Source organism: Rhodococcus sp. 11-3, assembly GCF_023704055.1.
GTDB lineage: Bacteria > Actinomycetota > Actinomycetes > Mycobacteriales > Mycobacteriaceae > Rhodococcus > Rhodococcus aetherivorans.
In genome coordinates this window covers 1,905,454-1,925,079 of sequence record NZ_CP080406.1, presented here as the reverse complement: position 1 = coordinate 1,925,079, position 19,626 = coordinate 1,905,454, and the positions used below count along the sequence as shown (strand labels likewise).

General features: G+C 65.0%; 38 protein-coding genes. 4 read left to right on the top strand and 34 right to left on the bottom strand.

Features of this window, described 5'->3' with window-relative positions:
* Positions 1-221: 221 nt before the first annotated feature.
* Positions 222-449, bottom strand: a complete 228-nt coding sequence (locus KZJ41_RS09260; protein WP_251550956.1) for an HNH endonuclease — start codon at positions 447-449, stop codon at positions 222-224.
* 339 nt (positions 450-788) lie between these two features.
* Between KZJ41_RS09260 and KZJ41_RS09255 the strand changes: the two genes are divergently transcribed.
* The 4 genes from KZJ41_RS09255 to KZJ41_RS09240 all read left to right on the top strand — a co-directional run bounded on the left by KZJ41_RS09255 (position 789) and on the right by KZJ41_RS09240 (position 3,953).
* On the top strand, positions 789-1,025 hold the full coding sequence (locus KZJ41_RS09255) for a hypothetical protein (protein WP_251550583.1): 237 nt from the start codon (positions 789-791) through the stop codon (positions 1,023-1,025).
* 14 nt (positions 1,026-1,039) lie between these two features.
* Positions 1,040-3,154 carry a hypothetical protein gene (locus KZJ41_RS09250; RefSeq protein ID WP_251550581.1) on the top strand — a complete coding sequence of 705 codons (2,115 nt, stop codon included), beginning with the start codon at positions 1,040-1,042 and terminating at the stop codon, positions 3,152-3,154.
* A 30-nt stretch (positions 3,155-3,184) separates the two neighbouring features.
* The gene (locus tag KZJ41_RS09245) at positions 3,185-3,397 is read left to right on the top strand and encodes a hypothetical protein (protein ID WP_251550579.1); all 213 of its coding nucleotides are present in this window, start codon (positions 3,185-3,187) and stop codon (positions 3,395-3,397) included.
* 262 nt (positions 3,398-3,659) lie between these two features.
* On the top strand, positions 3,660-3,953 hold the full coding sequence (locus KZJ41_RS09240) for a hypothetical protein (protein ID WP_251550577.1): 294 nt from the start codon (positions 3,660-3,662) through the stop codon (positions 3,951-3,953).
* A 745-nt stretch (positions 3,954-4,698) separates the two neighbouring features.
* Here the strand turns inward: KZJ41_RS09240 and KZJ41_RS09235 are convergent.
* From KZJ41_RS09235 to KZJ41_RS09080, 33 genes are all read right to left on the bottom strand, one after another.
* Positions 4,699-5,430 (bottom strand): hypothetical protein, encoded by a 732-nt coding sequence (locus tag KZJ41_RS09235; protein ID WP_251550575.1) that lies wholly within the window; start codon positions 5,428-5,430, stop codon positions 4,699-4,701.
* Positions 5,431-5,660: 230 nt separating this feature from the next.
* The gene (locus KZJ41_RS09230) at positions 5,661-6,083 is read right to left on the bottom strand and encodes an endonuclease VII domain-containing protein (RefSeq protein ID WP_251550573.1); all 423 of its coding nucleotides are present in this window, start codon (positions 6,081-6,083) and stop codon (positions 5,661-5,663) included.
* A gap of 8 nt (positions 6,084-6,091) precedes the next feature.
* Positions 6,092-6,439 (bottom strand): hypothetical protein, encoded by a 348-nt coding sequence (locus tag KZJ41_RS09225; RefSeq protein WP_251550571.1) that lies wholly within the window; start codon positions 6,437-6,439, stop codon positions 6,092-6,094.
* A complete protein-coding gene (locus KZJ41_RS09220; RefSeq protein ID WP_251550568.1) occupies positions 6,432-6,737 on the bottom strand; it encodes a hypothetical protein in 306 nt (101 codons plus the stop codon). The genes KZJ41_RS09225 and KZJ41_RS09220 overlap by 8 nt, the downstream gene beginning before the upstream one ends.
* 227 nt (positions 6,738-6,964) lie before the next feature.
* Complete coding sequence (locus KZJ41_RS09215; RefSeq protein ID WP_251550567.1) at positions 6,965-9,229, bottom strand: bifunctional DNA primase/polymerase; 2,265 nt, start codon at positions 9,227-9,229, stop codon at positions 6,965-6,967.
* Positions 9,226-9,522 (bottom strand): hypothetical protein, encoded by a 297-nt coding sequence (locus tag KZJ41_RS09210; protein WP_251550565.1) that lies wholly within the window; start codon positions 9,520-9,522, stop codon positions 9,226-9,228. Before KZJ41_RS09210 ends, KZJ41_RS09215 begins: the two co-directional genes overlap by 4 nt.
* Before the next feature lie 14 nt (positions 9,523-9,536).
* Positions 9,537-9,749 (bottom strand): hypothetical protein, encoded by a 213-nt coding sequence (locus tag KZJ41_RS09205; RefSeq protein ID WP_251550563.1) that lies wholly within the window; start codon positions 9,747-9,749, stop codon positions 9,537-9,539.
* 142 nt (positions 9,750-9,891) lie between these two features.
* Positions 9,892-10,065: a hypothetical protein gene (locus KZJ41_RS09200; RefSeq protein ID WP_251550560.1), complete on the bottom strand. Its 174-nt coding sequence runs from the start codon at positions 10,063-10,065 to the stop codon at positions 9,892-9,894.
* Positions 10,062-10,331 carry a hypothetical protein gene (locus tag KZJ41_RS09195; protein ID WP_251550558.1) on the bottom strand — a complete coding sequence of 90 codons (270 nt, stop codon included), beginning with the start codon at positions 10,329-10,331 and terminating at the stop codon, positions 10,062-10,064. The genes KZJ41_RS09200 and KZJ41_RS09195 overlap by 4 nt, the downstream gene beginning before the upstream one ends.
* Before the next feature lie 23 nt (positions 10,332-10,354).
* Positions 10,355-10,594, bottom strand: a complete 240-nt coding sequence (locus KZJ41_RS09190; RefSeq protein WP_251550556.1) for a hypothetical protein — start codon at positions 10,592-10,594, stop codon at positions 10,355-10,357.
* Complete coding sequence (locus KZJ41_RS28435) at positions 10,591-10,722, bottom strand: hypothetical protein (protein ID WP_256997139.1); 132 nt, start codon at positions 10,720-10,722, stop codon at positions 10,591-10,593. The genes KZJ41_RS09190 and KZJ41_RS28435 overlap by 4 nt, the downstream gene beginning before the upstream one ends.
* The gene (locus KZJ41_RS09185) at positions 10,719-10,946 is read right to left on the bottom strand and encodes a hypothetical protein (RefSeq protein WP_251550554.1); all 228 of its coding nucleotides are present in this window, start codon (positions 10,944-10,946) and stop codon (positions 10,719-10,721) included. Before KZJ41_RS09185 ends, KZJ41_RS28435 begins: the two co-directional genes overlap by 4 nt.
* Positions 10,947-11,100: 154 nt before the next feature.
* A complete protein-coding gene (locus tag KZJ41_RS09180; RefSeq protein WP_251550552.1) occupies positions 11,101-11,328 on the bottom strand; it encodes a hypothetical protein in 228 nt (75 codons plus the stop codon).
* A complete protein-coding gene (locus tag KZJ41_RS09175; protein ID WP_251550549.1) occupies positions 11,321-11,578 on the bottom strand; it encodes a hypothetical protein in 258 nt (85 codons plus the stop codon). Before KZJ41_RS09175 ends, KZJ41_RS09180 begins: the two co-directional genes overlap by 8 nt.
* A complete protein-coding gene (locus KZJ41_RS09170) occupies positions 11,575-11,781 on the bottom strand; it encodes a hypothetical protein (protein ID WP_251550547.1) in 207 nt (68 codons plus the stop codon). Before KZJ41_RS09170 ends, KZJ41_RS09175 begins: the two co-directional genes overlap by 4 nt.
* Positions 11,778-11,915 (bottom strand): hypothetical protein, encoded by a 138-nt coding sequence (locus tag KZJ41_RS09165; RefSeq protein WP_251550544.1) that lies wholly within the window; start codon positions 11,913-11,915, stop codon positions 11,778-11,780. The genes KZJ41_RS09170 and KZJ41_RS09165 overlap by 4 nt, the downstream gene beginning before the upstream one ends.
* Entirely contained in the window at positions 11,912-12,121 is a 210-nt protein-coding gene (locus KZJ41_RS09160; RefSeq protein ID WP_251550530.1) for a putative dsRNA-binding protein, read from the bottom strand. Before KZJ41_RS09160 ends, KZJ41_RS09165 begins: the two co-directional genes overlap by 4 nt.
* Positions 12,118-12,303: a hypothetical protein gene (locus tag KZJ41_RS09155; RefSeq protein WP_251550529.1), complete on the bottom strand. Its 186-nt coding sequence runs from the start codon at positions 12,301-12,303 to the stop codon at positions 12,118-12,120. Before KZJ41_RS09155 ends, KZJ41_RS09160 begins: the two co-directional genes overlap by 4 nt.
* Positions 12,287-12,631 (bottom strand): hypothetical protein, encoded by a 345-nt coding sequence (locus KZJ41_RS09150; protein WP_251550528.1) that lies wholly within the window; start codon positions 12,629-12,631, stop codon positions 12,287-12,289. The genes KZJ41_RS09155 and KZJ41_RS09150 overlap by 17 nt, the downstream gene beginning before the upstream one ends.
* A gap of 9 nt (positions 12,632-12,640) precedes the next feature.
* Positions 12,641-14,671, bottom strand: coding sequence for a ribonucleoside-triphosphate reductase, adenosylcobalamin-dependent (nrdJ, locus tag KZJ41_RS09145; RefSeq protein WP_251550527.1), 2,031 nt, complete (start codon positions 14,669-14,671; stop codon positions 12,641-12,643).
* Positions 14,658-14,822, bottom strand: coding sequence for a hypothetical protein (locus KZJ41_RS09140; protein ID WP_251550525.1), 165 nt, complete (start codon positions 14,820-14,822; stop codon positions 14,658-14,660). Before KZJ41_RS09140 ends, nrdJ begins: the two co-directional genes overlap by 14 nt.
* Positions 14,819-15,250 carry a hypothetical protein gene (locus KZJ41_RS09135; RefSeq protein ID WP_251550523.1) on the bottom strand — a complete coding sequence of 144 codons (432 nt, stop codon included), beginning with the start codon at positions 15,248-15,250 and terminating at the stop codon, positions 14,819-14,821. Before KZJ41_RS09135 ends, KZJ41_RS09140 begins: the two co-directional genes overlap by 4 nt.
* On the bottom strand, positions 15,247-15,456 hold the full coding sequence (locus tag KZJ41_RS09130) for a hypothetical protein (protein ID WP_251550521.1): 210 nt from the start codon (positions 15,454-15,456) through the stop codon (positions 15,247-15,249). The genes KZJ41_RS09135 and KZJ41_RS09130 overlap by 4 nt, the downstream gene beginning before the upstream one ends.
* On the bottom strand, positions 15,453-15,776 hold the full coding sequence (locus KZJ41_RS09125; protein WP_251550519.1) for a hypothetical protein: 324 nt from the start codon (positions 15,774-15,776) through the stop codon (positions 15,453-15,455). Before KZJ41_RS09125 ends, KZJ41_RS09130 begins: the two co-directional genes overlap by 4 nt.
* A 123-nt stretch (positions 15,777-15,899) precedes the next feature.
* Positions 15,900-16,160 (bottom strand): hypothetical protein, encoded by a 261-nt coding sequence (locus tag KZJ41_RS09120; protein WP_251550516.1) that lies wholly within the window; start codon positions 16,158-16,160, stop codon positions 15,900-15,902.
* Positions 16,157-16,351: a hypothetical protein gene (locus KZJ41_RS09115; protein ID WP_251550514.1), complete on the bottom strand. Its 195-nt coding sequence runs from the start codon at positions 16,349-16,351 to the stop codon at positions 16,157-16,159. Before KZJ41_RS09115 ends, KZJ41_RS09120 begins: the two co-directional genes overlap by 4 nt.
* A 67-nt stretch (positions 16,352-16,418) precedes the next feature.
* On the bottom strand, positions 16,419-16,844 hold the full coding sequence (locus tag KZJ41_RS09110) for a hypothetical protein (protein WP_251550512.1): 426 nt from the start codon (positions 16,842-16,844) through the stop codon (positions 16,419-16,421).
* Positions 16,841-17,338 carry a DUF3310 domain-containing protein gene (locus KZJ41_RS09105; RefSeq protein WP_251550510.1) on the bottom strand — a complete coding sequence of 166 codons (498 nt, stop codon included), beginning with the start codon at positions 17,336-17,338 and terminating at the stop codon, positions 16,841-16,843. The genes KZJ41_RS09110 and KZJ41_RS09105 overlap by 4 nt, the downstream gene beginning before the upstream one ends.
* Entirely contained in the window at positions 17,335-18,315 is a 981-nt protein-coding gene (locus KZJ41_RS09100) for a hypothetical protein (protein WP_251550508.1), read from the bottom strand. Before KZJ41_RS09100 ends, KZJ41_RS09105 begins: the two co-directional genes overlap by 4 nt.
* Positions 18,312-18,776 (bottom strand): hypothetical protein, encoded by a 465-nt coding sequence (locus KZJ41_RS09095; RefSeq protein ID WP_251550506.1) that lies wholly within the window; start codon positions 18,774-18,776, stop codon positions 18,312-18,314. Before KZJ41_RS09095 ends, KZJ41_RS09100 begins: the two co-directional genes overlap by 4 nt.
* A gap of 8 nt (positions 18,777-18,784) precedes the next feature.
* Positions 18,785-19,012 (bottom strand): hypothetical protein, encoded by a 228-nt coding sequence (locus KZJ41_RS09090; protein ID WP_251550504.1) that lies wholly within the window; start codon positions 19,010-19,012, stop codon positions 18,785-18,787.
* Complete coding sequence (locus KZJ41_RS09085) at positions 19,002-19,172, bottom strand: hypothetical protein (protein WP_251550502.1); 171 nt, start codon at positions 19,170-19,172, stop codon at positions 19,002-19,004. Before KZJ41_RS09085 ends, KZJ41_RS09090 begins: the two co-directional genes overlap by 11 nt.
* Positions 19,169-19,405: a hypothetical protein gene (locus KZJ41_RS09080; protein WP_251550500.1), complete on the bottom strand. Its 237-nt coding sequence runs from the start codon at positions 19,403-19,405 to the stop codon at positions 19,169-19,171. Before KZJ41_RS09080 ends, KZJ41_RS09085 begins: the two co-directional genes overlap by 4 nt.
* Positions 19,406-19,626: the final 221 nt, after the last annotated feature.

The following is a 19,626-nucleotide window of genomic DNA, read 5'->3' as shown; positions in this document are numbered from 1 at the left end:
GTGTGCATATGCATATGCATATGGTGTGTGTGCATGGTGCATATGGGTATGTGCATGGTGCATATGGGTATGTGCATGGTGCATATGGGTATGTGCATGGGTATGTGGTGTGCATGCATATAGGTATGTGGTGTGCATGCATATGGGGTACGTAGGCCTAGGCCTAGGCCTACCATGCCGCACCACTACCACTACCCATATCCGTACTGTGCCCTGTTCGCTCACCACGCACGTGAACCGCGTGTTGCCCGTACTGCCCTACTGCCTGCACCTCGAGCGCTGTTACAGCGCATGTGAGCGGGTCTCACGTTATACGGGCTCTCAGGGTCGCCACCTTGCGCCAGCGGGATTATGTGGTCCAGCGTCCACGATTCTTTGTGCCCGGCCGGTAATGAAAGATCGATCGGGCCGCCGCATATTCCACATACGGGCTCGAGTTGGGCCCGCATAATTCGACAAAGCCGTTTCCAATTCCGCGTACTGCGGCCGCGTGTCGACATTGCTCCCACCTGCGGGTTTCGGTCCGGGCCCGAAGATGACAACGCGTGTTGTCATGCGTTCTGGGCCCCAGATTCGGGCGTAAATGATCTAGGTTCAGGCCCTAGTTGATCTAGAAGCCGAAAAAATTTTGTCTGTACCGATAAAGGTACGCGTGACCTGCATCGATGCCGAGGTGCAAGCCGAGTGTTGATCTTGAAACTCGACTTCCCTATGTAACTGACTCCAGTCTGGGTGCATTCTGTGGTGGCAGTACCCACGTTCGAACCAAGATCATTAGGAGCAAGATCATGACTACCGCCACCGGACTCGATCGGTATATCGAGACCGCCGAATTCGACGAATTGGTCCACGCGCTCGCTTACTACGGCCGTGGGTCGCACGAATGGGAAACCATTCACCACGCAATCGATGCGCGTATCGCTACGCGCTACGCAATCGACGCTATTTCCGCCGGTCGCACGTGGACCGAAATTCACCCGCAGCACGTAATCGTCATCGCCGATGACGCGTCCACCATCGCCTAGAAAGTCTGAGAGCAATGACTACCGTCGCCACCACTATTACCGCCACCATCGATGCCCTGTCGGCCGCGTTGATCGACGCGACCGACTCGACCACGGTTTCCGTGGACTACCGACAGGGTCGCAAGCCGGTAGGCGCCCGGATCACTGTCACCTATCGGCCGCGCATGTACGGCCGGGCGAGCACACCGGGCGCGTTGGGATGGATCGACGTATCGATGCACGCGCTCGAGGGTCTGCATCGCCCGGCCGACGCGACGTTCCGGCGCATCGCGAACGGCGTCAAGATCATGTTGTGGCCAGCCGCTATCGAGTCGGCCGAGTCGGCCGAAACCGAGCGCGCGGCCGACCGTGCGGCGGTCGCGGAATTGCTGCAGGCGCACGACGTCGCTCCCACGTGCCAGCACAACGGGACGCGTGCCACCTATACCGACTGCCGTGGGTTTGTGGTCGCTATCGAGTGCGACGATTGTGAGGGCTCTATTCCGATTGTGTGCGAGTCCTGCTATCGCGCGGTATCCGTGGTATCGAACCGTGGACGTTGCGCCTACTGTGACGCCGATTCATTCCGGCCGATCATCGGCGCCGGTATCGGCGTAGGCGTATCGCTGGGCAAGCCGTGGGCCGCCGACTACTCGGCCGTAACGGCCGATCGGACACTGGGCGAACGTATCGGGGCCGCATATGTGGCGGCCCCGGAGTACGACGATAGGCCGATCGTGCGGCGTTGCTATGCCGCGTTCATTGCTGAGACGTGGGCCCAATTGGATCGAATACTGTCGGCCGGTATCGATGTCCGCGTGACGGACGACGATCCGTATTCGGACTACGCCGAAATGGCTGCAGACGTGCGTAACGGCCGACTGTCGGTTATGTCGACGGAAACCACCGGCGGTCATCCATTCCTCACGAATGACGACAACGATGCTTTCCGGGCAGTCCACGATTACTACGGACATTTCCTGTCTGGCCGTGACTTCAGTCGCCATGGCGAGGAGGCGGCGTTTCAGCGCCATATGCGGATGTACGGCACGGCCGCACGGGCAGCAATGACAGTCGAGACGCGTGGCCAGAATTCCGCGTTCATTTGGATCAATGGTGGCGGGTCTAATTTTCCGGTACAGAAATTCACGCTACTGCCCGTGTGGGCAACGTATGAACGTACCGGTATGCAGATACCGGAGCATGCCTTGCGTATCGAGTACGCACGATCGGCCGGAATGATGCGGCCGCTAGGCGCCGGGGTAGGCGTAGGCATCGTTACGGCCGAACAGCTCACGGTCGCCGGTCGCATCATGTGGGCGGGCATCGGCTCACGGGATCCTGAGCGCATCGGCCGGTATGCCATGGCCGAATACGTGGGTAGTGATGCCACGGCCGATGACTACCGACTCACTATCGGCGCTGGGGTAGGCGTAGGGATCGCTACAGGCCTGCAGGCGACCGGAGTACCGGCGCGGCGCCAGCGGCCCGCTACGCGCCGCGTAGGCATGCACAACGGCCCGACTGTGGAAGTAGTGGGGCCGCGCGCTCGTGAGTCGCGGCGCCCGGCCGATGCGCTGGGCCGCGTGTTCGGATTGTCCACGCGTGCCGTGGTCGCCAATATCCTCGCGTACTACGATGCCGCGTCGGACGAGCAGCGGGCCGCCGGTGTCGAGTGGTATGAAACGGCCCGGGACCACGCTGCAATCATTTCGTGGCAGCATTCGGCGCCGATTGAAAACGTCGTGGCAGTCATTTCTCATCTGTCGCCACAAACGGCGTGGGATGTGAATCTGGCTGGCGCCTACTCGCTGTATTCGGACGGTACTGCCGCGCGGTGCATGGGCGACAATATCGCGCGAGCCAAGCGAGCCATGCACGCGCGGGATCCGTTCGCGACATTCGGCGACGATGCGCCCAAAACCAAATCGTTCTACCGAAACATTCTCGGCGACGATTCGTATGTGACCATTGACGTTTGGGCACTACGCGCGGCGGTCGGCCGCAACGTAGAAGAATCGCGACTCGGCCGAGTAGGCGCATATGACGCTCTGGCACATTGCTACCGGATAGCGGCGGCCCGTCGCGGGATCGCGCCCAGCGCTATGCAGGCGGCTGTATGGGTCGCTATTCGTGGCCGTGCGAACTAACAACACAACTCACTGACAGGACACAAGACAATGATCACCACAACGCTTCTTGCCATTCTCGGAATCATGCTTTCCACGCCTACGGCCGACAATCCCGATTCGGCAGTGATGCCAGAACCGTTCCGGTCGATTGTGAATCAATGCGACGACGATATCGTTTATGTCGATATCAATGACCTGATTATCTACGGTGACCAAAACGGCGACCATATTCTGTCCGGCGACGATTGCAATTGGGAGTGAGTAAGATGACTACAGTGAATATGGTTTCCGTTTCGACTCGCCATAGTGTTGGCGACTACAGTCCTAGGTATTGCTGCTCCAGTGATTCGATTATTTCCGTCGACGCGCTCGAGGAACGGCTCGCCACGTATCGAGCTATTCCAGCGGCTGTAATTCACGATTACAGGAACGGATCGATCTATGGCGAAATTAGAGTAATCTACGGCTATCGGCGCAGCCGCAACAATTACGCGATTACCGTCTCCCCAGCGATTGAGGATGAGTGACTGCAATGTTCGGTATCCGTCGCCGCAATCCCGCGCCCGAACCGTTCGATCCTGATTGGCAGGCAATTCGTGAATATGCGGAGCTGCACAATTGGTATTCCGCGAAAATGGTGCCCGTGAATATGCCGCATTTTCATGATCCGATCCGTGGGCTCGTGAAGATCACGCACCACAAGGTGGAACGGTTCGAATACGTATCCACGGGAATGGGGGACAGTCTCACACTCACTGAGGAATTCCCATTCCTACCGGACACGCTCGAGCGCGTGAAAGCAATCCTGAGACAGTAGGCGCCAGCGCCAGCCAGCGGCCCCGATGGATACGTCCGTCGGGGCCGTTGCTTGTCTGCAGGCTGGCGCGGCAGGCCTGCCAGCCAGAACCTAGGCCGAGCGTCGACGCTGGGGACTGCCGTAGTGGCGCCCAGCGTCGACGCTGGCGGCCGAACGTGGGGCCGCCGGTACTCGCCTACGTGACGTGCATCACTGGAGGGTCTACGGCCCGTACAATTCGTTGCTTAGTGCAAGCACCTGGCCGGCCCGGGCTGGCAGGCTCGACCCACGGCAGGCCTACGCACTACGGACTGCCGTAGTGGTGCCCAGTGTCCACGCTGGCGGCCGAACGTGGGGCCGCCGGTACTCGCCTACTTGTGAGCAGTCTCGAGGCCTCAGCGGCCCGCACAATTCGTTGCTTCACACAAGCATCGTCGTCCGTCGCGCTGGCGCTGGGGTAGCGGCTCGAGCGCGACGGACGACGGACGGACACATTCGGAACGATGCTCGAGGCCGACCGCCAAGCAAGCCGAGCAATTCATTTCGACGAATGGTCCGATTAGGACGCCGGATATATACGGCGACTCGGCGCCCAGCCTATCCGGGGACGGTTTCACCCGGGAATGCATGTGTTCCCGGTACGCATGAGAGTTGTTACGGATGTGACCAAATGGCCGGACGACTTGATCTTGATCCCTACCAAGATCACCATCGTCCGGCACCAAGATCATCTCCGTAGAGTTGATCTTGGTCTGGAACAAGATCATCAGGGGCCGGATGCGTCCGACCCTAGAAATTTTTCGGCGGCGACCCTGAGAATTTCGCCGAGCCGATAGACGTTCTCACCCTGACGATCTTGACCACGACCCTGAATTTTTCCGCGACTGGCCCAGACCCGGATCCGCTTGGCCGTGATCTGCACACCGTGCAGCTCGCCTGCGTACAGCGCGGCCTCCCTGGCCGTGAGCAGCAGATCGGCACCGGCCTCGCGGTTGGCGACCCTGGACTCGGCGACCCTGAAAATTTCGCCGCACCGGCACTCAGCCTCGTCGCCACCCTGTCCGTACACCGGCCGACCGCACCGGCAGTCACCGATGTACACGCGCGGTTCGGGCCGCTCGATCGTGGCCAGACCCAGGTCCACCGCCGACTGCAGCTCGCCCATCACGTCGCCGATGTCGTCCAGCCGGGCCACCTCGAACAGCCGCGACCGCAGCCACGGCACCAGCCGTCGCGGATCCGACGGGCACATGCCCCAGGTGTCCACGCAGCGCCGGGCCAGCCCGGTCAGCGTGTGCTCGAGCACCCAGGCCGCCTCGCTGGCCTTGTCGTCGAAGACCAGCGGCTTCTCGGTCGACCGTCCGCCCTCGCGGTAGCGCGAACCGGACTGGGACTGCCGGGTGACGTTGAGTTCTAGCTGACCCTCCAGCCAGCCTGCCCGTTCCAGCCATTCGTCGAGCCGGGCCACGCACACCCGGCACAACGATTCGGCTTTCACGGCACACCACGGGCATCGACCCAACACCCTCCCCCGGAATTTTCCTGGGGCCTCCACCCGTACCCAAGACCCTCCCCGGAATGTTTCGTGGATCACACTGCGGGGCTTGGTCTCCGGCCTCGACTCACCCACACACCAGCACGGGTCGTCGTACCAGTGGTCGGTCATCAGACTGGCCAGGCAGTGACCGGCCGGGGCATGGTCGGCGAGCGCATGCCCGCACGCGCACATCACTTCAGCGCCCTCCTGGCCGGTGGGTCGTTGAGGTACATGATCGCTCGGGCCAGCATCTGCACGTCGTCCCGGCAGTGCCCGAGAAGGTCATTGCATGGGCGGCACAAAAGCCCACGCACCGCCTCCCGCATACCGAGGTGCTCGAGCCGGTGGTCGTGGTCCACGCTGAGCCTGCGCGAGGCTCCGGTGGCCCGTCGGCAGATGAAGCACACCCCACCCTGAGCGCGGTGCAGGGTGTCGTACTCGCCGACCTCCAGCCCGTAGGTGTTGCCGACCCTGGTCTCGTGGGCTCTGGCCTTGCGGGCCTTGATCACTGACCTGTGGTGCGTGACACATCTCGGTCCCGGGTGGGGGGCCGGGCGCATCCTGTTGATCCCCTCGGCGATGCAGTCCTTGCACCACTTCACGGTTGTCGTCACTTCACTCCTCAGAACGGTGGCGGCGCGTGCTCGTCGACGGCCGCCTCGGGTTCGGGGCGCCGCAGCGCCCGCTCGATCGTGGTCCCGCACACGTGCTCGGTGAGGACCACCGAGATCACCGGAGCCGGATGGTTGCGGATCCGGTACGGGGTGCGCCGGTAGAGCTGCTTGGCGCACAGCTCGAACGTCCGGCGCCCGGACATCAGGGCAGCGATCTCGCCGACCTGACTCAGCTCGGCATCCTCCAGCACCTCATGCCAGCCCTCGTGCCAACAGGCCAGCACCCGGGCCCCGCAGTCCCCGCAGTGGGTGACCGAGGGCGCGGTGCGGTACATGCCGGGATGTCGGCTACCCACGGGGCTCGGCGTTGTCGTGCCTCAGGTGCTCCATGAGGACAGCGGTCTCGAGATGCTCAAGGGTCCGGGTGGCCGCGATGTGCGCCACCCTCAGGTAGATCAGATCGCCACCGATCGAGACCAGCGGTCCCCGGGGGGTGCCGATCCCGTACTCGATCATGCCGATCTTGAGCAGTCGGTCGAGCGCCGGTTGCAGGTCGCCCAGGATGACCCCGAGCGCCTCCGAGAGGTCCCCCACCGTGGGCAGCGGTCCGTCCCGCAGCAGGCGCTTGACGATCCGCCGTTCCAGTTCCTTCATGACTCTCCTTGTATGTGTGACGAAGCGTTACGGTATGGCTGTATGGTCGTATGGCTGCTCCTGCGAGAGAAAAATCCTCGCGCACTACGGGAATGAAAAATTTTAGTAATATAACCCCTCTGACCAGGGCTTTCTTACCTACGGTCCCGTAACCGTTTTTTCTCGCTCGGACCCCAGCCATACAGCCATACAGCCATACAGCCATACGGCCAGGGGTCGAGCCATACTCATTCGGGCAGGCAATACCGCCCGTCGCGCACCTCGAGAACACCACCCGCGAGCAGCCCCTCGAAGGCCTCCTCGGTCACCTTCCGCTGGGCCCGGGAGAGGTCGATCTTGATCCTCCCGGCACTCAGCGGCCCGCGCTCGCGCACCAGTTCCACGATGCGCTCGCGGGTGGCGGTCACCCGTTCGTCGGCCGTCTCCTCGAGCGCCTCCTCGGTGGCCACCGTCTCCAGGGCCTTCGCGCGACCCATCTCGCGCACCTTCTCGCGGCGCTCCGCCGACAGCTCCCGCAGCACCATCCGTCGGGTCTCGTCGGACTTGGCCATCACCACACCGGCCAGCTCCCAGTCGTCCAGGTTCACGAAGTCACGGAACTCCAGCACCGCCAGTGCGGCCGCCACCTTGGCCCGCGTGTACAACGCATGACCGTCCAGCGGGTCCACCGACGGGTCACCCTTGGCCACCTTCCAGCGGTGGACCCGGATGGCCTGCTTGGCCTCCTCCGGCAGTGCCATGGTGCGGTCCGACATCGACCCCGCCCAGCGGTTGCCGGGCATCGTGGTGAGCGGATACTCGGGGGGATCCGGCGGGTCCAGCAGCACCGCATCGTCGATGACCGGCAGCCACACGAACCGCTGGGGGGTGCCCCCGTCGGAGTCCGCAAACAGGTCTGCTGCTCTGCGTGGCTGCACCCCCACGACCATGCCCAGACGGTAGGAGTGGGGCGGCATCGGGAGGAACTTCTGGTCGTCCCGGTAGGCGTTGCCCAGGGACTCACCCGACCATGCCTTCTTCAGCACCGACAGCAGCGTGGACCCGGACCGGTTGGCCTGGGCCGACACCATGTCCACCTCGGGCACGGTGAACAGCACCGACTTGCGGATCCAGGTCAGGGTGCCCCGTTCCTCGCCCTTGGTCTCCCTCCTGACGTACTGGGCCGGGATGCCCTCACCCGAACCCACCTCGATCTCGTACACCCCGTCCGGCTCGAATCCACCCAGTCCGGGGAACGCGGTCCTGGCCGCCGCCATCGAGACCCCCTTGCCGTGACCGGACTTGCCGACCACCGCCACGAACAGGTTCAGCGAGCCCGGCGACCCCACCAGCGGTGGCAGCGTCACATGGGGCGGCACCGTGGCCAGGGCCCGGCACATCACCACCCCCAGCAGCGACCACGGGGACACCATCTGCGACTGGGCGAACTGGAACACCTTCCGCAGCGAGTCCCGTGCGGACCAGAACTCACCGAACGGGTCGATGACCTTCTTGGCCTCTTCCGGTGTGATCCCGGCCATCTCGAACAGGTCTTCGTCGGTGACCGTGGGGGTGGCATCGATGAGGTCATGGATGCGGCGGTTGGTCCACATCCGGTCGTACTCGCCGCCCGCATCGGGGCGGTCCACACCCACCACCGACACATACGCGTAGCGCAGCGTCACCCGTGCCGTCTCGATGCCCGGCTCGCCCCGCTCGTTGAGCCGCAGCAGGTGCCCCACATGGCCCATGGTGGTGTCATGACGGCTGCCCGCCCCTGCACCCCTCAGGTCGTTGATCGCGGCCGCCAGGGCCTCGTTCACGGCCTGCGACGGCTTGCCCCCGCGCAGGTTGGACAGCACCTGCTGGACGTCGGCCGTGGCGTCCACGATCGCGGCGGCCTGACCCAGTCCTTCCACCCAGGCCGACGGCAGGTCCGGCAGCTCCTCCAGCTTCGGGTAGAACGGTGCCGCTGACCAGACCCCGTTCTCGTCGGTCTCCGGCGGACCGAGGGCCACATCCCCGAGGTGATTCAGCCACACGTACTGGCTGCCGCTGGGATGGATCGACGGCCAGCACACCGCGTACCGGTGGAAGTACTGGATGACCTCGATGCCGCCCAGTCCCCGGTCGGGGAAGGTGATCTGGGTCCGCAGGCTGGTGCCGGGCGGCACCCGGTACAGCCGGATGCCGGACACCCCGTCGTCTCTGGCGGTGGATCTCACCGTGGGCGGCAGTGTCCCCCAGAGCTGCTCGGCGTGGGCCAGGGTGGCCTCCCCGGTCTTGCCGTCATAGGCGTCGACATCGATCCCGACCACACCCTCCGGCAGCCGCAGGCAGATGTTGGCCCCGGGCTGGGATTCGGACCAGGCATAGACGTCGGCATAGGACGGCACCACCGCCTTGTAGCCGGTGCGGTCGTCGGGTGGCGGGTACTTGCGTCCCGGCGGCAGCGGCAGGATGGACCGCCACCCGGCATTCCAGTAACCCTCGAAGGCGTCCGCGTAGCTCACCGATGGACCTCGTTCCACACGGCGGCCAGGGTGGACCTGTCACCCCGCCCGGCGGGCTCGATGGGCATGTCCATCCCGCGCGCCTCCCACTGCCTGAGAACCTCGGCCTGCCACGGCAGCAGCTCCAGTCCGGCGGCGCGGGCCACCTGCTGCCAGTCGGTAGGCTTCGGCTTGCCCCAGAAGGCTTCCGGGGCGATCTCGACGGTCTCGTTCACGAAGTAGGAGCCGAGTACCCCAGCGACTGCCTTCGGTCGGACGAACACGTACTCGCCCTGGGCGTTGCGGCCCGTCATTCGGAAGATCGTTTTCACAGGTTCCCCTTTCGGATCATGTCGACGACGACCGGGTCATGGTCGTGGTCCCTGACGCACACCCACCGCCCGCCCCGGCGGACCAGGAGGCACTCGTCGGGCGTCAGTCGGCACAGCGGCCGGTCGTCGTCGTCGTCGTCGTCGTCGAGGTCGTCGGGTACGAACGCGTCGAAGAACGCCTGCACTATTCGGGTGACGAACGCACGCATGGCAGGCACCTCACATTCTCTGCATGCAGCACGGTGGTCTCACCGGCTGCGGTGGTCTCGAGGTGGGCGGCCACGAACGCCAGTCCTTCCTCGGTGGGATCGAACCGGCGCCCGCAGGCCCCGCACCAGAACATCTCGTCGGTCACGGGCGGCACCTCGTGCAGGCCATGCGGGTGATGTCCACCTGCATCTCGAAGGTGCCGTCCTGGTTCAGTGTGACGTCGGACGGCCGCACGCCGAGGACCGTGTAGCCCTCGACGTGCGGTGCGTACATCCGGCCGCATTCGCAGCAGGGGTAGTAGGCGACGAAGCTCACGCGACCCTCGCGACCCTGACCGGCTTGCAGGTGTCCTCGGCGTAGGCGATCTCGCCGCGCGTCGAGTCACCGACATAGCCGGTGCTGTCGGTGACGACGATGACCTCCTGGGCCATGTCGATCTTCCGTTTGTGCAGCTCGTCCAGGGCCCGCTTGAAGTCGAGGCTCTGGTCTTCCGGTGCTACCACACAGAACGGCATCAGAACGATGCTGCCGTTGAGCGTTTCGTCTGCTGCGACCTTCAGCATCTTCTCGAAGAATCGCATGGATCCGCAGATGGTGACTGTCTTCACTTGACCCTCTCGTATTCGGTGCCCAGGAGCTTGAGCCGTTCCGGCATGCCGTACCTGCCCTCCAGGTCGTACAGCATCTCCTTGCTGGTGATGTTCCAGTAGTAGGGGCGGGCCGCATTCTCGAGTTCTTCGGCCCTGCGGTCGAAGTCGTCGGCGAGATGGTTCTGCGGGTGGTTGGCCCGGATCACCTTGGCGGCGGCCCGATAGTCCTCGGCGGTGAATGGCTTGCCGCTCATGCGTGTACCCCTTCGGCGGTGCGAAGCTGGGCGATCTGGTAGTTGGTGGACAGCGCGAACAGGATCATGTCGACCCCGTCGACGATGGCCTGCCACAGTTCGGCGAGTACTTCCTTGATGGTCGTCATTCGACTTCCTCCCATTCGGTGGTGGCGACGAAGCGCCGGACGATCCGGGCCTCGGGGTTGGCGTTGAGGACGCGCTCGCTGTCGCGATACAGCTCCAGTGATGCGCGGGCTGCGTCTTCGGATTGTGCTATGCGGTAGTCCATTCCGAAGTGCTTGGTGGGCACGCGGATCGCCCACTCGACACGGGTCTCGACCTTCTGGATGGGGAGTCCGATCATGGCCATGGCCGGATCCTTTCGGGGTCGTGGCGCCATTTCACTATGCCGCCCTTGGGTTTACGTGCTTCGTGGACCTTGCCGTGGCCCGCCTCCAGCCTGCACCGGGCCTCGACCGGCGGCTGACCAGACTTGCCGAGGAACACGAACATCCGGTTGCACCTCATAGGCCGATCGCCTCCCAGAATGCCCGGTTGATATGTTCTTCCAGGGCCGGATTGCGGTTGTCCTCGATCATCTCGGTGCTCATCGGCAGCACGGGGATCGGCCGCCACTCCCGGTAGCGGCGACGGATGCCGTCGAATATGTCCCGCTCGTGGGTGGTGAGCCGGAACCGACCTGTGTCGATCCCGGTCTCCACCAACTCGAGCAGTCGCTCGAGATCAGTCACTGAGCACCGCCTTCAATGACGCGCTGTGCCGGTAGTAGATGTGGAAGTCGTTCCCGCGCTGCACGCACAGCCGGAGCCGACGACCCTTCGGTGTGACGATCGTCAGCTCGACGTCGTCGTTGTAGATTCGCCTGCTCTCGGGCAGGCTTACATCGTCTGTGCTCAGGCGAAGCTCGACCCGGTCCTGAGTGCGGCCGATGCTGCACAGCTCGTCGACGGTGCCGTCGCTCTGGTGAACGATGATCTTCATTCCTCGTCCTCTGGGTTGTAGAGCACCACGGCCGGGTATTCGACTGCAGTCAGTTCGATGTCGTTCTCGGTGCCGAAGCCGAACATCCACCGATATGCGCCGAGGATCCCGTTGACCCTGTAGGCCTCCCCGCTGTCGTCCATGATGATGGACCCCGGCGGCAGCGCGGCCAGCTCCTCGAGGTTGCGGACGATCTTGCTCACGACATCCTCTCCATGATCAGGTAGCCGATCAGGCACGTGATCCCGAATGCGATCCCGATGATCGCCCCCACGACCCCGCCGATCACTAGTCCCTGCCATACTTCGGTCCAGGTGAATGCGTCGGTGCAGGTCATCGGGTGATCTCCCTGTCGTAGAAGACTTTCCGATTCAGATCCTCGCGGGCCCGTTGCTCGGCTTCGTCCTTGCTGGCGCCCCGGCCGTAGCCGACGATGCCACCACCGCGCGCGAGTCGGGCCGAGGCGTTCCACACCTCGGTGCCGCTGCGGTCGGTGTCCACCTTCATGGACCGGTAGTTGATGTCTGGGGTTGGTGTGCTCACTGGTCCTTCTCGGTTCGTGGGGGGACGAAGCTGCCGCCGCACAGCAGCACCCCCTGATTGTTCTTGCGCGGCTTGCCGTGCCAGTCCCACCCGCAGAACGGGCACGGCACGAACTCCTGGGTGCGCCGCCGCTGTGACGCGGCGGCGCCTGCCTCCAGGTAGGCGTCAGGCCATTCGGTCATCTCGCTGTCCGGTCTCCTCCGGGGCCAGGCTGTAGTCGACCTTCAGTCCCCGGCATCCGTGTTTGGTGGGTGCGATGAGGTACAGCATTCCGCCCGAGTCGAATTCGACCCGCTCGGAACCTGCGGCGCGGCAGATGCGCTTGACGCCCCAGGCCTCGCCGTCGAGCCTGCCCAGGTCTCGGACGGCCTCCTTGACGGCCTCCCGGCTGCCCAGTCTGAGGGCCACCCGCTTGCCGCTCCCTGCTGCGGCCATCGCCCACAGCAGGCCCACCTCGCCCTCGGGGATGGTGTATTTCGGGGCCAGCAGCTCCATGTCGATCACGGTCATGTTGTCTCCCTATCGGATGGGGCAGGCTCCGCTGGAGCATGCCTCGTCGACGCCGTCCCCGACGTCCTTCTGTGTCGCGGCCTCGTACTCGGCCTTGGTGATTCGTGTGTAGGGCGCCTGCTCGAACCCCTTCTCGGGGAAGATGGTGGCGCCCTTGAGCCGACCCCCGAACTGCTGCAGGGTCTCGGCGATGTCGACCGGGTCGTACTGGCCGGGGTCGACGTTGGCGGTGAAGCTCACCGCGTTGTCGGCCCACTCCTCCTGGTACATCGCCTGGAACTCGAGCATCTCCTCCAGGGTCAGCTCGTCGGCCGACTGCACCAGCTTCTCGGCCTTCTCCTCGCCGTGGATCGCCGCGACCTGCTCCACCAGCAGATCCTTGGTGGGGATCTGCACGATGACCGTGTCGGCGGCGTTGTTGTCGTTCTCGGTGAGGAACCCGTCCCGCGCGTACTCGGCGACCCTCGTCCGCTGGTCCGGGTCGTGGATGCTGAACCGGATCCGGCGGATGAAGTACCGCGAGAAGATCGGATGGATCCCCTCCGACACGCCGGGCATCTTGGCGATGGTGCCGGTCGGTGCCACGGTCCGCGACTTGACCGGCACCGGGATGCGGAGCTGGTGGCAGTACTCGGAGATCTCACTGTCGACGACCTCGGCCAGCCAGTGGAGCTGGTGCCGGAACCAGCCGACCTTGGGGGCGTCCGAGTAGCGGGTGCCCATCATGGCCAGGTAGCTGGCGACCCCCAGATGACCCAGCCCGATGCGCCGGTTCATGTCCAGCACGCGGGCCTGCTTGTGGTCGTTGACGTCTCCGTAGGTGGCCCGGATCAGGAACCGCGCCATGAGCCGGTGGGCCCTGGCCAGTTGACCGATCCGCAGCTCGCTGTGCTCGCGGCCCTGCAGGGCGAACGCGGCCAGGTTCACGTGACCCAGATTGCAGTTCTCCCAGGCCATCAGCGCGATCTCCCCGCAGGGGTTGGTGCAGATGACCGGGTTGGGTTCGCCGACGTTGGACATGTCGGAGTCCCAGAATCCGGGCTCCCCGTTGGCGGCCATGCCCTTCGCGATCCGTACCAGCACCTTGCGGGCCTTGTTGCCCAGCTCCCCGTCGTTCATCAGCTCGGTCCAGAACTCGGTGTCGACCTCCACGCTGATGTTGGTCGACCAGAACGAATGGCCGTCGGCCTTGCAGTCGATGAACTCGAAGACCTGGGGATCCTTCCAGTGCAGCATCGACATCCGGGCCGACCGCCGGATCCCGCCCGACACCACGCAGGCCGCCAGCGCATGGTCCAGGGCCATCGCGCCCATGGCGTCCAGTCGCTGACCGCACCGATCCCCGAGCACCCCGGAGATCTCGTGCAGCATCCGGGCCAGCGGCAGCGGACCCGAGGCCCGGCCCCCGAACGTCTTCAGGCGGGCACCCGAGGGCCGCACACGGGACACGTCGTAGACCCGCTTGAAGTGGACCGTGTCGGGCCGGTAGTGGGTGTCGATGAGGTCCACCATGGCATCGGACCAGCCCTCCCGGCTGTCCTCGATCTCGAACGAGCCGTCCCAGTCCGAGTCGTACTGGTCGGACAGCAGACCGGCCGCCTCCATGGCCGGGTAGTCGGCATGGTCCGGGTCGCACACGATGTGGACCTGCAGGTGGTGCTGGATCAACGGATACTGGTCGAGGTGGCGGTTGCTGTAGTTGGCACCCACCCCGCCACCCTCCATCAGCCGCAGGAACGTGAATTCGAAGTGGTCCGTGAGCCTTTCGCTCCAGCCGGACACGTGGCAGTTGAACAGGTACTGGCGCCCCTTGACCCCCGATGCCCACAGGTGGCGGCCGCCGGGCAGGATCTTGAACTCCTCCATCAGCTCGATCAGCGCCTCCCGCTCACCGTGCTGGTGGTGCCTCTCGTCGACCAGGGCCAGGTTGCCGTCGACCACCCGCCGCACCGTCTCGGGCCAGGTCTCCTTGGTCCCGTCCGGCTTGGTCCGGCTGTAGGTCCGCTCGAACACGGTCCTGCCGGTGTCAGTCATCTCCATGGGTGGTGTTCTCCTTCTGGCTGTTCAGCCATCGTTTGATGAGATGCATTGCTGCGTGGATGGATACGATCGCGATGCCCACGGCCACCGAGTACAGGACGATCGCGAGGCAGGTGACCAGCGCCCAGGCCAGCAGCAGGCTGGGGCTCACTGGGTGACCTCGGTGTGGACCCAGCGCCGGGTCTGGTCGTTCCAGCCGTGGATCCGGTACAGGTGCTTGCGGCCGGTCTGCTTGTCGGTGAGGGTGACCTCGTCGTTGAACGGGTTGCCGACGGTGCGGGTGACCCCGTCCCCGACCCCGCCCAGCAGCTCCACCTGGCGCCCTTCGGGCATCCACCGCATCGTCCAGGTCTGAGGTCCGGCGGCCTGCCCCCGGTCCTCTGCGATCGACCGGAAGAAGATGGTGTCGCGGATGTCGACCAGGATGCCGTGCTTGTGCTTGGCGACATCCGAGAAGCTGCGGTAGCAGGTGATTCTGCCTGCGGTGGTGTACATCTCGGTGTCGTCGCTGAGCTGACAGGTGACGTACAGGTTGCGGAACTCCTTGAAGTTCTCGTCGGTCAGGCTGTGGATCGTCACAGCATGCCTTCCTTCCTCATCTTCCGGTATCGGTGCTGCACCCGGGTGTTGGCGTCGGCACAGTCCTGGCACCGGCACCCGAAGTTGACGTAGGCGGTGAACCGCCCGTGCGGGGCGTCGGGGTGGAAGGGCTTGCCGTTCACCCCGGGCACACGCTCGGAGTACCTGCGCTGCCGCCATTCCCGTTGCCGGGCTGCGCTGCTCATCCGAACAGCCTCACCAGCCAGGACCGCCGCAGGGCCTCGGTCTCGGCCTGCTGCCACAGCGCGTAGTACCGGGACGACCGATCCTTGTGGTGGTGGACCTCCTGCCGCAGCAGCGAGATCCGGTCGTTGACCAGGACGGTCAGCTTGTTGAGCCGCCGCAGCTCGCGCCGCTGATTCTTGATCCGGTCGGCCTGCAGCTCACGCTGCTCCTCGCTGGTGACCAGCGCCTTCCTCAGCTCGACGTGCTGCCGGTGGGCGAGGTCGCCTGCGTGTGCGGCGGCCTTCAGCCGTCGGTACTCGTCGTTTGTCAGGAGTTTCATGGTGGCCCTTCATGTGTCGGTAGATGTAGTAGGTGATCCCGCGTCGTTCGCGGAGTTGGTCTGCCAGCCGGTCGATGATGCGCTGCTGCCAGTCCGGCAGGCAGGGCACCGGCTCGATGCCGCTCACTTCCGCTTCTTGCGGCGGTAGCTGATGACGTTGTAGGGCAGGCTGATCGGCCACAGAAGCGCCCCGGGAATCGGGATGGTCACGATGACCAGGGCGGCCAGGAGGGCCATCGTGGTGGACGGTGTGCCGTCGAACAGGGCCGGGTTTCGGTCGCGGGTGATCTTCCAGAACTTGTCCCGGTTGTCGACGATGGCCATCACCCAGAAGATGTAGGTGGTCAGGGCGATGCCCAGGTAGATCCATGCGAACAGGTTCATCGGTCCACCTCGTCCGGGGTGACGGCCACCATGACGTACATCCAGGCGTAGTCCAGGAAGTCGACCAGCCGCCGCCAGATGCGTTGATGCAGCTTCGGTTCGGGCTTGGGCCAGGTGGACGGGATGTCCTGCCACAGGCCGTGCCCAGGCTCGGTGCCGATCGGGCCGTACCGCTCCCGTATATAGGCCATGGCAGCCCGTATGTTGGCCTCCGGGTTGTAGTCCCGCCTCGAGAACGCGAGCCGGTCGGTAACGTCGTCACCCTGTCGCTGAGACACTCTCAGCCTCCTTCACGATGTCCTTGTCGCCCTTGGTCTTCTTTGTCCACGGGGTGCGGACATGGGTCGACTTGCGGTCGATGGATGCGTTGACGTAGCCCCGCTCGACGATCCCGACGTCGGCCAGGCGCAGCAGGAGCAATTCGTACTGCTCCCAGCTCAGCTCGTGGTCGATGTACAGGTGGTAGTGACCGGGCGTCGTCGACGGCACCAGGGCCGCCGGGAGATCCAGGTCGATCGCCACCACATGCACGCCCGGCCGGACCTCCGAGGTGAGCAGCGAGGCGTCCTCGAGGTCGGCCACCTCGTCGTACTTGTTGGCGTCCTCGTAGTCGCCCGGCACATAGCCGGACAGCTTCCGCATCTTGTTGGCGATACGGGTCCAGGGGATGACCCAGGTCGTCATTCCGCGTATTCCCCCTTCAGGAGGGCGATCTCATCCCGCACATACCAGAGCACCTTCTCGAGATCCTCGATGTGCTTGGCCTTTTCTCCGTCACCCTTGAGTCCGGCCCGCCACAGGTACTTGATGGCGTTGCCGATGTTGAACGAGCGATGGCGGGTGATCTGTATGCACTCCACGCCGGACGGATCCGAGGTGTAGTGCTTGGGGTGATTCACCGGGTCGTACTCTGTGGCCGTCTCGCCCTCGGCTGGGGCCTCGGGCTCCGGTTCCGGGGTGGACGCGAGGGCCTCCTGCAGGGACTTGGTGTGGTCGTGGGCCGGGTCGACGTAGCGCAGGTGGGACACGAGCGAAGTTCCCGCGTACTCGCCGCGCGCGTGACCGTCCGCGAAGTCGAGGTCGGCCATGACGCCGTTCTTCCCGAACTGCGCGATGACATACCGTGTCGTGCCGCCGACATAGGTGACGGTGTCGCCGACCTTGAGTTGATCGCTCATGCTGCTTCCTTCTGTGTGGACTTCTTGGCTCGGGCTCGGAGTCGTGCTTCGCACCGCACGCACATGCCCTTACGGGAATGCTCGAGGGTGCCCGGATGGTCCTGCAGGCGGGCCTTGGCGGGCCGCATCCTGTGGTCGCACTCGACGCACCGGGTGGGGCGGTCGATCGGCGACAGGCGGTCCGAGGTGCTGCCCTTGCGGGGCCTGGTCTTCGAGTAGCAGGAGTCACAGATCCCGCAACCGTGGTGACGGATGGTGTCCGGGCGCTCCGCCTTGAGCACCCCGGTCGGGCGCATCCGCACCGAGCACCGCACGCACCGTTCCGGCATCGGTCGATGCAGGAGTTCCGACTCCGGCTTGCGGCGGGGGGCCTTCTTCGGCTCCAGCAGCCGCCCGTAGCAGGGTCGGCAGAAACCCTTCGCCTTGTGCGGCACCGCGCCGGGGGTGAGCGCCATGCGGGAGCAGAGCGGGGTGTTGCAGCCCTTGCAGGCGGGCGGCCGCTTCGGTGCGACCGGGCCCCGCAGCTCGCGTGCCCTGGCCCGCTTCTGCCGCGAGTAGCAGGTCTGGCACAACCCCCGCGCACAGTGGATGACCTCACCCTTGCTGCGATGGGCCGGGTTGACGACCATGTCCCGGCCGCAGTCGGCGCAGTCGGTGCGGCTGATCTCCTCCATGCGGAGCGTGTCGTGCTCGACCCGGAACTTGTTGTAGCAGTTCGAGCACAGGCCCCGGCCGTTGTGGATGACGGTGCCCGGGAACTGCTTGGCGGAGGTGTGCTTGGACCGCATCGGGCGCCTGCACTCGAGGCACACCTCGGGGGTGAGTGGCCGGGCTGCCACCCGGTACGGGTACTTGCGGCGGTCGTCGGCCAGAGCCGCCCACAGGCGCTTGTCGACCGTGATCGGCTTGCGGGGCTGGAAGCTCATCGCCCACTGGTCGAGCGCGAGCGACATCTCTCGGGTGAAGGTGTCCGTCATCTCGGGTCACCGTCCTTCCTGACGATATCGAGTAGTTGGTCTCCGATGAGGCGGACCTTCTCGGCCCGCGCCGGGTGTGAATGCGACAGCCGCTCCGCGAATTCGGAGACGGCGTCCAGGACTTCGTGGTCGGCCCGCCACTTCGCCTCCCAGGCCTCGGCCCGGCGCACCGCCGACTCGTAGGCCGACTTCCAGGGGCCCTCGTCGACGACGGTGGGGGCGGTGGGCTCGGGGGTGTCCTCCATCCCGGCCCAGGGTGTGCAGAGGTAGCGGGCTATCATGCCCGGTGTCGTCTGGAACACGGCGATCAGTTGTGATCGGGTCCAGCCGTATTCGTAGAACAGGGGCCGGACGTAGGCCCGCTTCCCGCCGGGCAGTGTTCGGGGGACCGGCGGCAGCCAGCCGTTACGAATGCGGCGGAGCATCTCGTTCGATGCCCCGCCGCGATAGCCACGCTCCATGTGTGTGATTACTCCAGATCTGCTGTGTCCCAGACCATCGGGCCGGTTCGGATGCCGATCGCGTAGCCGTGCTGACCGGTGAGGATCGGCTTGCCGTCGGCGCCGGTCACGATGAACGACACGTCCACGAACCTCTCCGACGACAGCCGGATGTCGATGATGTCGTTGACGTCGAGCCCGGTGACGTCGGCGACATGCTTGATGAACGCCCCCACGATCTTGCGGCTATCGGGCACCGGGGGCCGTCCTGCCGTCGTGGACCGGGTGCCGCCAGGCGTGGCACTCGTCGCAGTAGCCGTAGCCGGACTTGTCGTCGGCGATGCACCGCAGCGGGTGCAGGCAGTGCGGGCAGGGGACGTCGCTGTCCCCGCCGTCGAAGTAGCGGCGGGCGGTCATGCATCCCTCCGGGGCACCGGCACCAGGCCGGTCGTCTCGTCGAGGATGAGCAGCGGCCCATCTGAAGGGTCGTCGTCATCCTCGTCGTCGTCGAACATCGCCTCGTCGAACGAGGTGGCCAGCCGCTCACCGGCCTCGGCCGAACGCTCCAGGGCGTCGGCCATGCGCTCGAGGGCGACCACGCCGCGCCCGAGCATGTCCTGCAGTTCCTGAGGAACCGGCAGTCCGAACATCTCTCACTCCATCTCGAAGGGGATCACGTACTGCTCGAGCGTGTTCCCGTCGTACTGGTCGTCGACGAACTCGGGTTCGTCTACGGGGTGTGTTTGATCCGGCGAGTCCATCCCGCCCTGGCCTCCTCCAGACGCTGCTCGCGGGCCTCCTCGTACCGGGCCGCGATCTCCGCACGGTGCATGTCGGCGCAGTGCGGTACGTGGAACACCTTGCCTGCCGG

What these genes read in the sequence shown, in the direction of transcription:
- KZJ41_RS09260 (WP_251550956.1), bottom strand. Translation starts at nt 449, where the DNA reads ATGCGGGCCCAACTCGAGCCCGTATGTGGAATATGCGGCGGCCCGATC.
- KZJ41_RS09255 (WP_251550583.1), top strand. Translation starts at nt 789, where the DNA reads ATGACTACCGCCACCGGACTCGATCGGTATATCGAGACCGCCGAATTC.
- KZJ41_RS09250 (WP_251550581.1), top strand. Translation starts at nt 1,040, where the DNA reads ATGACTACCGTCGCCACCACTATTACCGCCACCATCGATGCCCTGTCG.
- KZJ41_RS09245 (WP_251550579.1), top strand. Translation starts at nt 3,185, where the DNA reads ATGATCACCACAACGCTTCTTGCCATTCTCGGAATCATGCTTTCCACG.
- KZJ41_RS09220 (WP_251550568.1), bottom strand. Translation starts at nt 6,737, where the DNA reads ATGAAGGAACTGGAACGGCGGATCGTCAAGCGCCTGCTGCGGGACGGA.
- KZJ41_RS09210 (WP_251550565.1), bottom strand. Translation starts at nt 9,522, where the DNA reads ATGACGGGCCGCAACGCCCAGGGCGAGTACGTGTTCGTCCGACCGAAG.
- KZJ41_RS09205 (WP_251550563.1), bottom strand. Translation starts at nt 9,749, where the DNA reads ATGCGTGCGTTCGTCACCCGAATAGTGCAGGCGTTCTTCGACGCGTTC.
- KZJ41_RS09195 (WP_251550558.1), bottom strand. Translation starts at nt 10,331, where the DNA reads ATGCGATTCTTCGAGAAGATGCTGAAGGTCGCAGCAGACGAAACGCTC.
- KZJ41_RS09190 (WP_251550556.1), bottom strand. Translation starts at nt 10,594, where the DNA reads ATGAGCGGCAAGCCATTCACCGCCGAGGACTATCGGGCCGCCGCCAAG.
- KZJ41_RS28435 (WP_256997139.1), bottom strand. Translation starts at nt 10,722, where the DNA reads ATGACGACCATCAAGGAAGTACTCGCCGAACTGTGGCAGGCCATCGTC.
- KZJ41_RS09185 (WP_251550554.1), bottom strand. Translation starts at nt 10,946, where the DNA reads ATGGCCATGATCGGACTCCCCATCCAGAAGGTCGAGACCCGTGTCGAG.
- KZJ41_RS09175 (WP_251550549.1), bottom strand. Translation starts at nt 11,578, where the DNA reads ATGAAGATCATCGTTCACCAGAGCGACGGCACCGTCGACGAGCTGTGC.
- KZJ41_RS09165 (WP_251550544.1), bottom strand. Translation starts at nt 11,915, where the DNA reads ATGACCTGCACCGACGCATTCACCTGGACCGAAGTATGGCAGGGACTA.
- KZJ41_RS09155 (WP_251550529.1), bottom strand. Translation starts at nt 12,303, where the DNA reads ATGACCGAATGGCCTGACGCCTACCTGGAGGCAGGCGCCGCCGCGTCA.
- KZJ41_RS09150 (WP_251550528.1), bottom strand. Translation starts at nt 12,631, where the DNA reads ATGACCGTGATCGACATGGAGCTGCTGGCCCCGAAATACACCATCCCC.
- nrdJ (WP_251550527.1), bottom strand. Translation starts at nt 14,671, where the DNA reads ATGGAGATGACTGACACCGGCAGGACCGTGTTCGAGCGGACCTACAGC.
- KZJ41_RS09130 (WP_251550521.1), bottom strand. Translation starts at nt 15,456, where the DNA reads ATGAGCAGCGCAGCCCGGCAACGGGAATGGCGGCAGCGCAGGTACTCC.
- KZJ41_RS09125 (WP_251550519.1), bottom strand. Translation starts at nt 15,776, where the DNA reads ATGAAACTCCTGACAAACGACGAGTACCGACGGCTGAAGGCCGCCGCA.
- KZJ41_RS09120 (WP_251550516.1), bottom strand. Translation starts at nt 16,160, where the DNA reads ATGAACCTGTTCGCATGGATCTACCTGGGCATCGCCCTGACCACCTAC.
- KZJ41_RS09115 (WP_251550514.1), bottom strand. Translation starts at nt 16,351, where the DNA reads ATGGCCTATATACGGGAGCGGTACGGCCCGATCGGCACCGAGCCTGGG.
- KZJ41_RS09110 (WP_251550512.1), bottom strand. Translation starts at nt 16,844, where the DNA reads ATGACGACCTGGGTCATCCCCTGGACCCGTATCGCCAACAAGATGCGG.
- KZJ41_RS09105 (WP_251550510.1), bottom strand. Translation starts at nt 17,338, where the DNA reads ATGAGCGATCAACTCAAGGTCGGCGACACCGTCACCTATGTCGGCGGC.
- KZJ41_RS09100 (WP_251550508.1), bottom strand. Translation starts at nt 18,315, where the DNA reads ATGACGGACACCTTCACCCGAGAGATGTCGCTCGCGCTCGACCAGTGG.
- KZJ41_RS09095 (WP_251550506.1), bottom strand. Translation starts at nt 18,776, where the DNA reads ATGGAGCGTGGCTATCGCGGCGGGGCATCGAACGAGATGCTCCGCCGC.
- KZJ41_RS09085 (WP_251550502.1), bottom strand. Translation starts at nt 19,172, where the DNA reads ATGACCGCCCGCCGCTACTTCGACGGCGGGGACAGCGACGTCCCCTGC.
- KZJ41_RS09080 (WP_251550500.1), bottom strand. Translation starts at nt 19,405, where the DNA reads ATGTTCGGACTGCCGGTTCCTCAGGAACTGCAGGACATGCTCGGGCGC.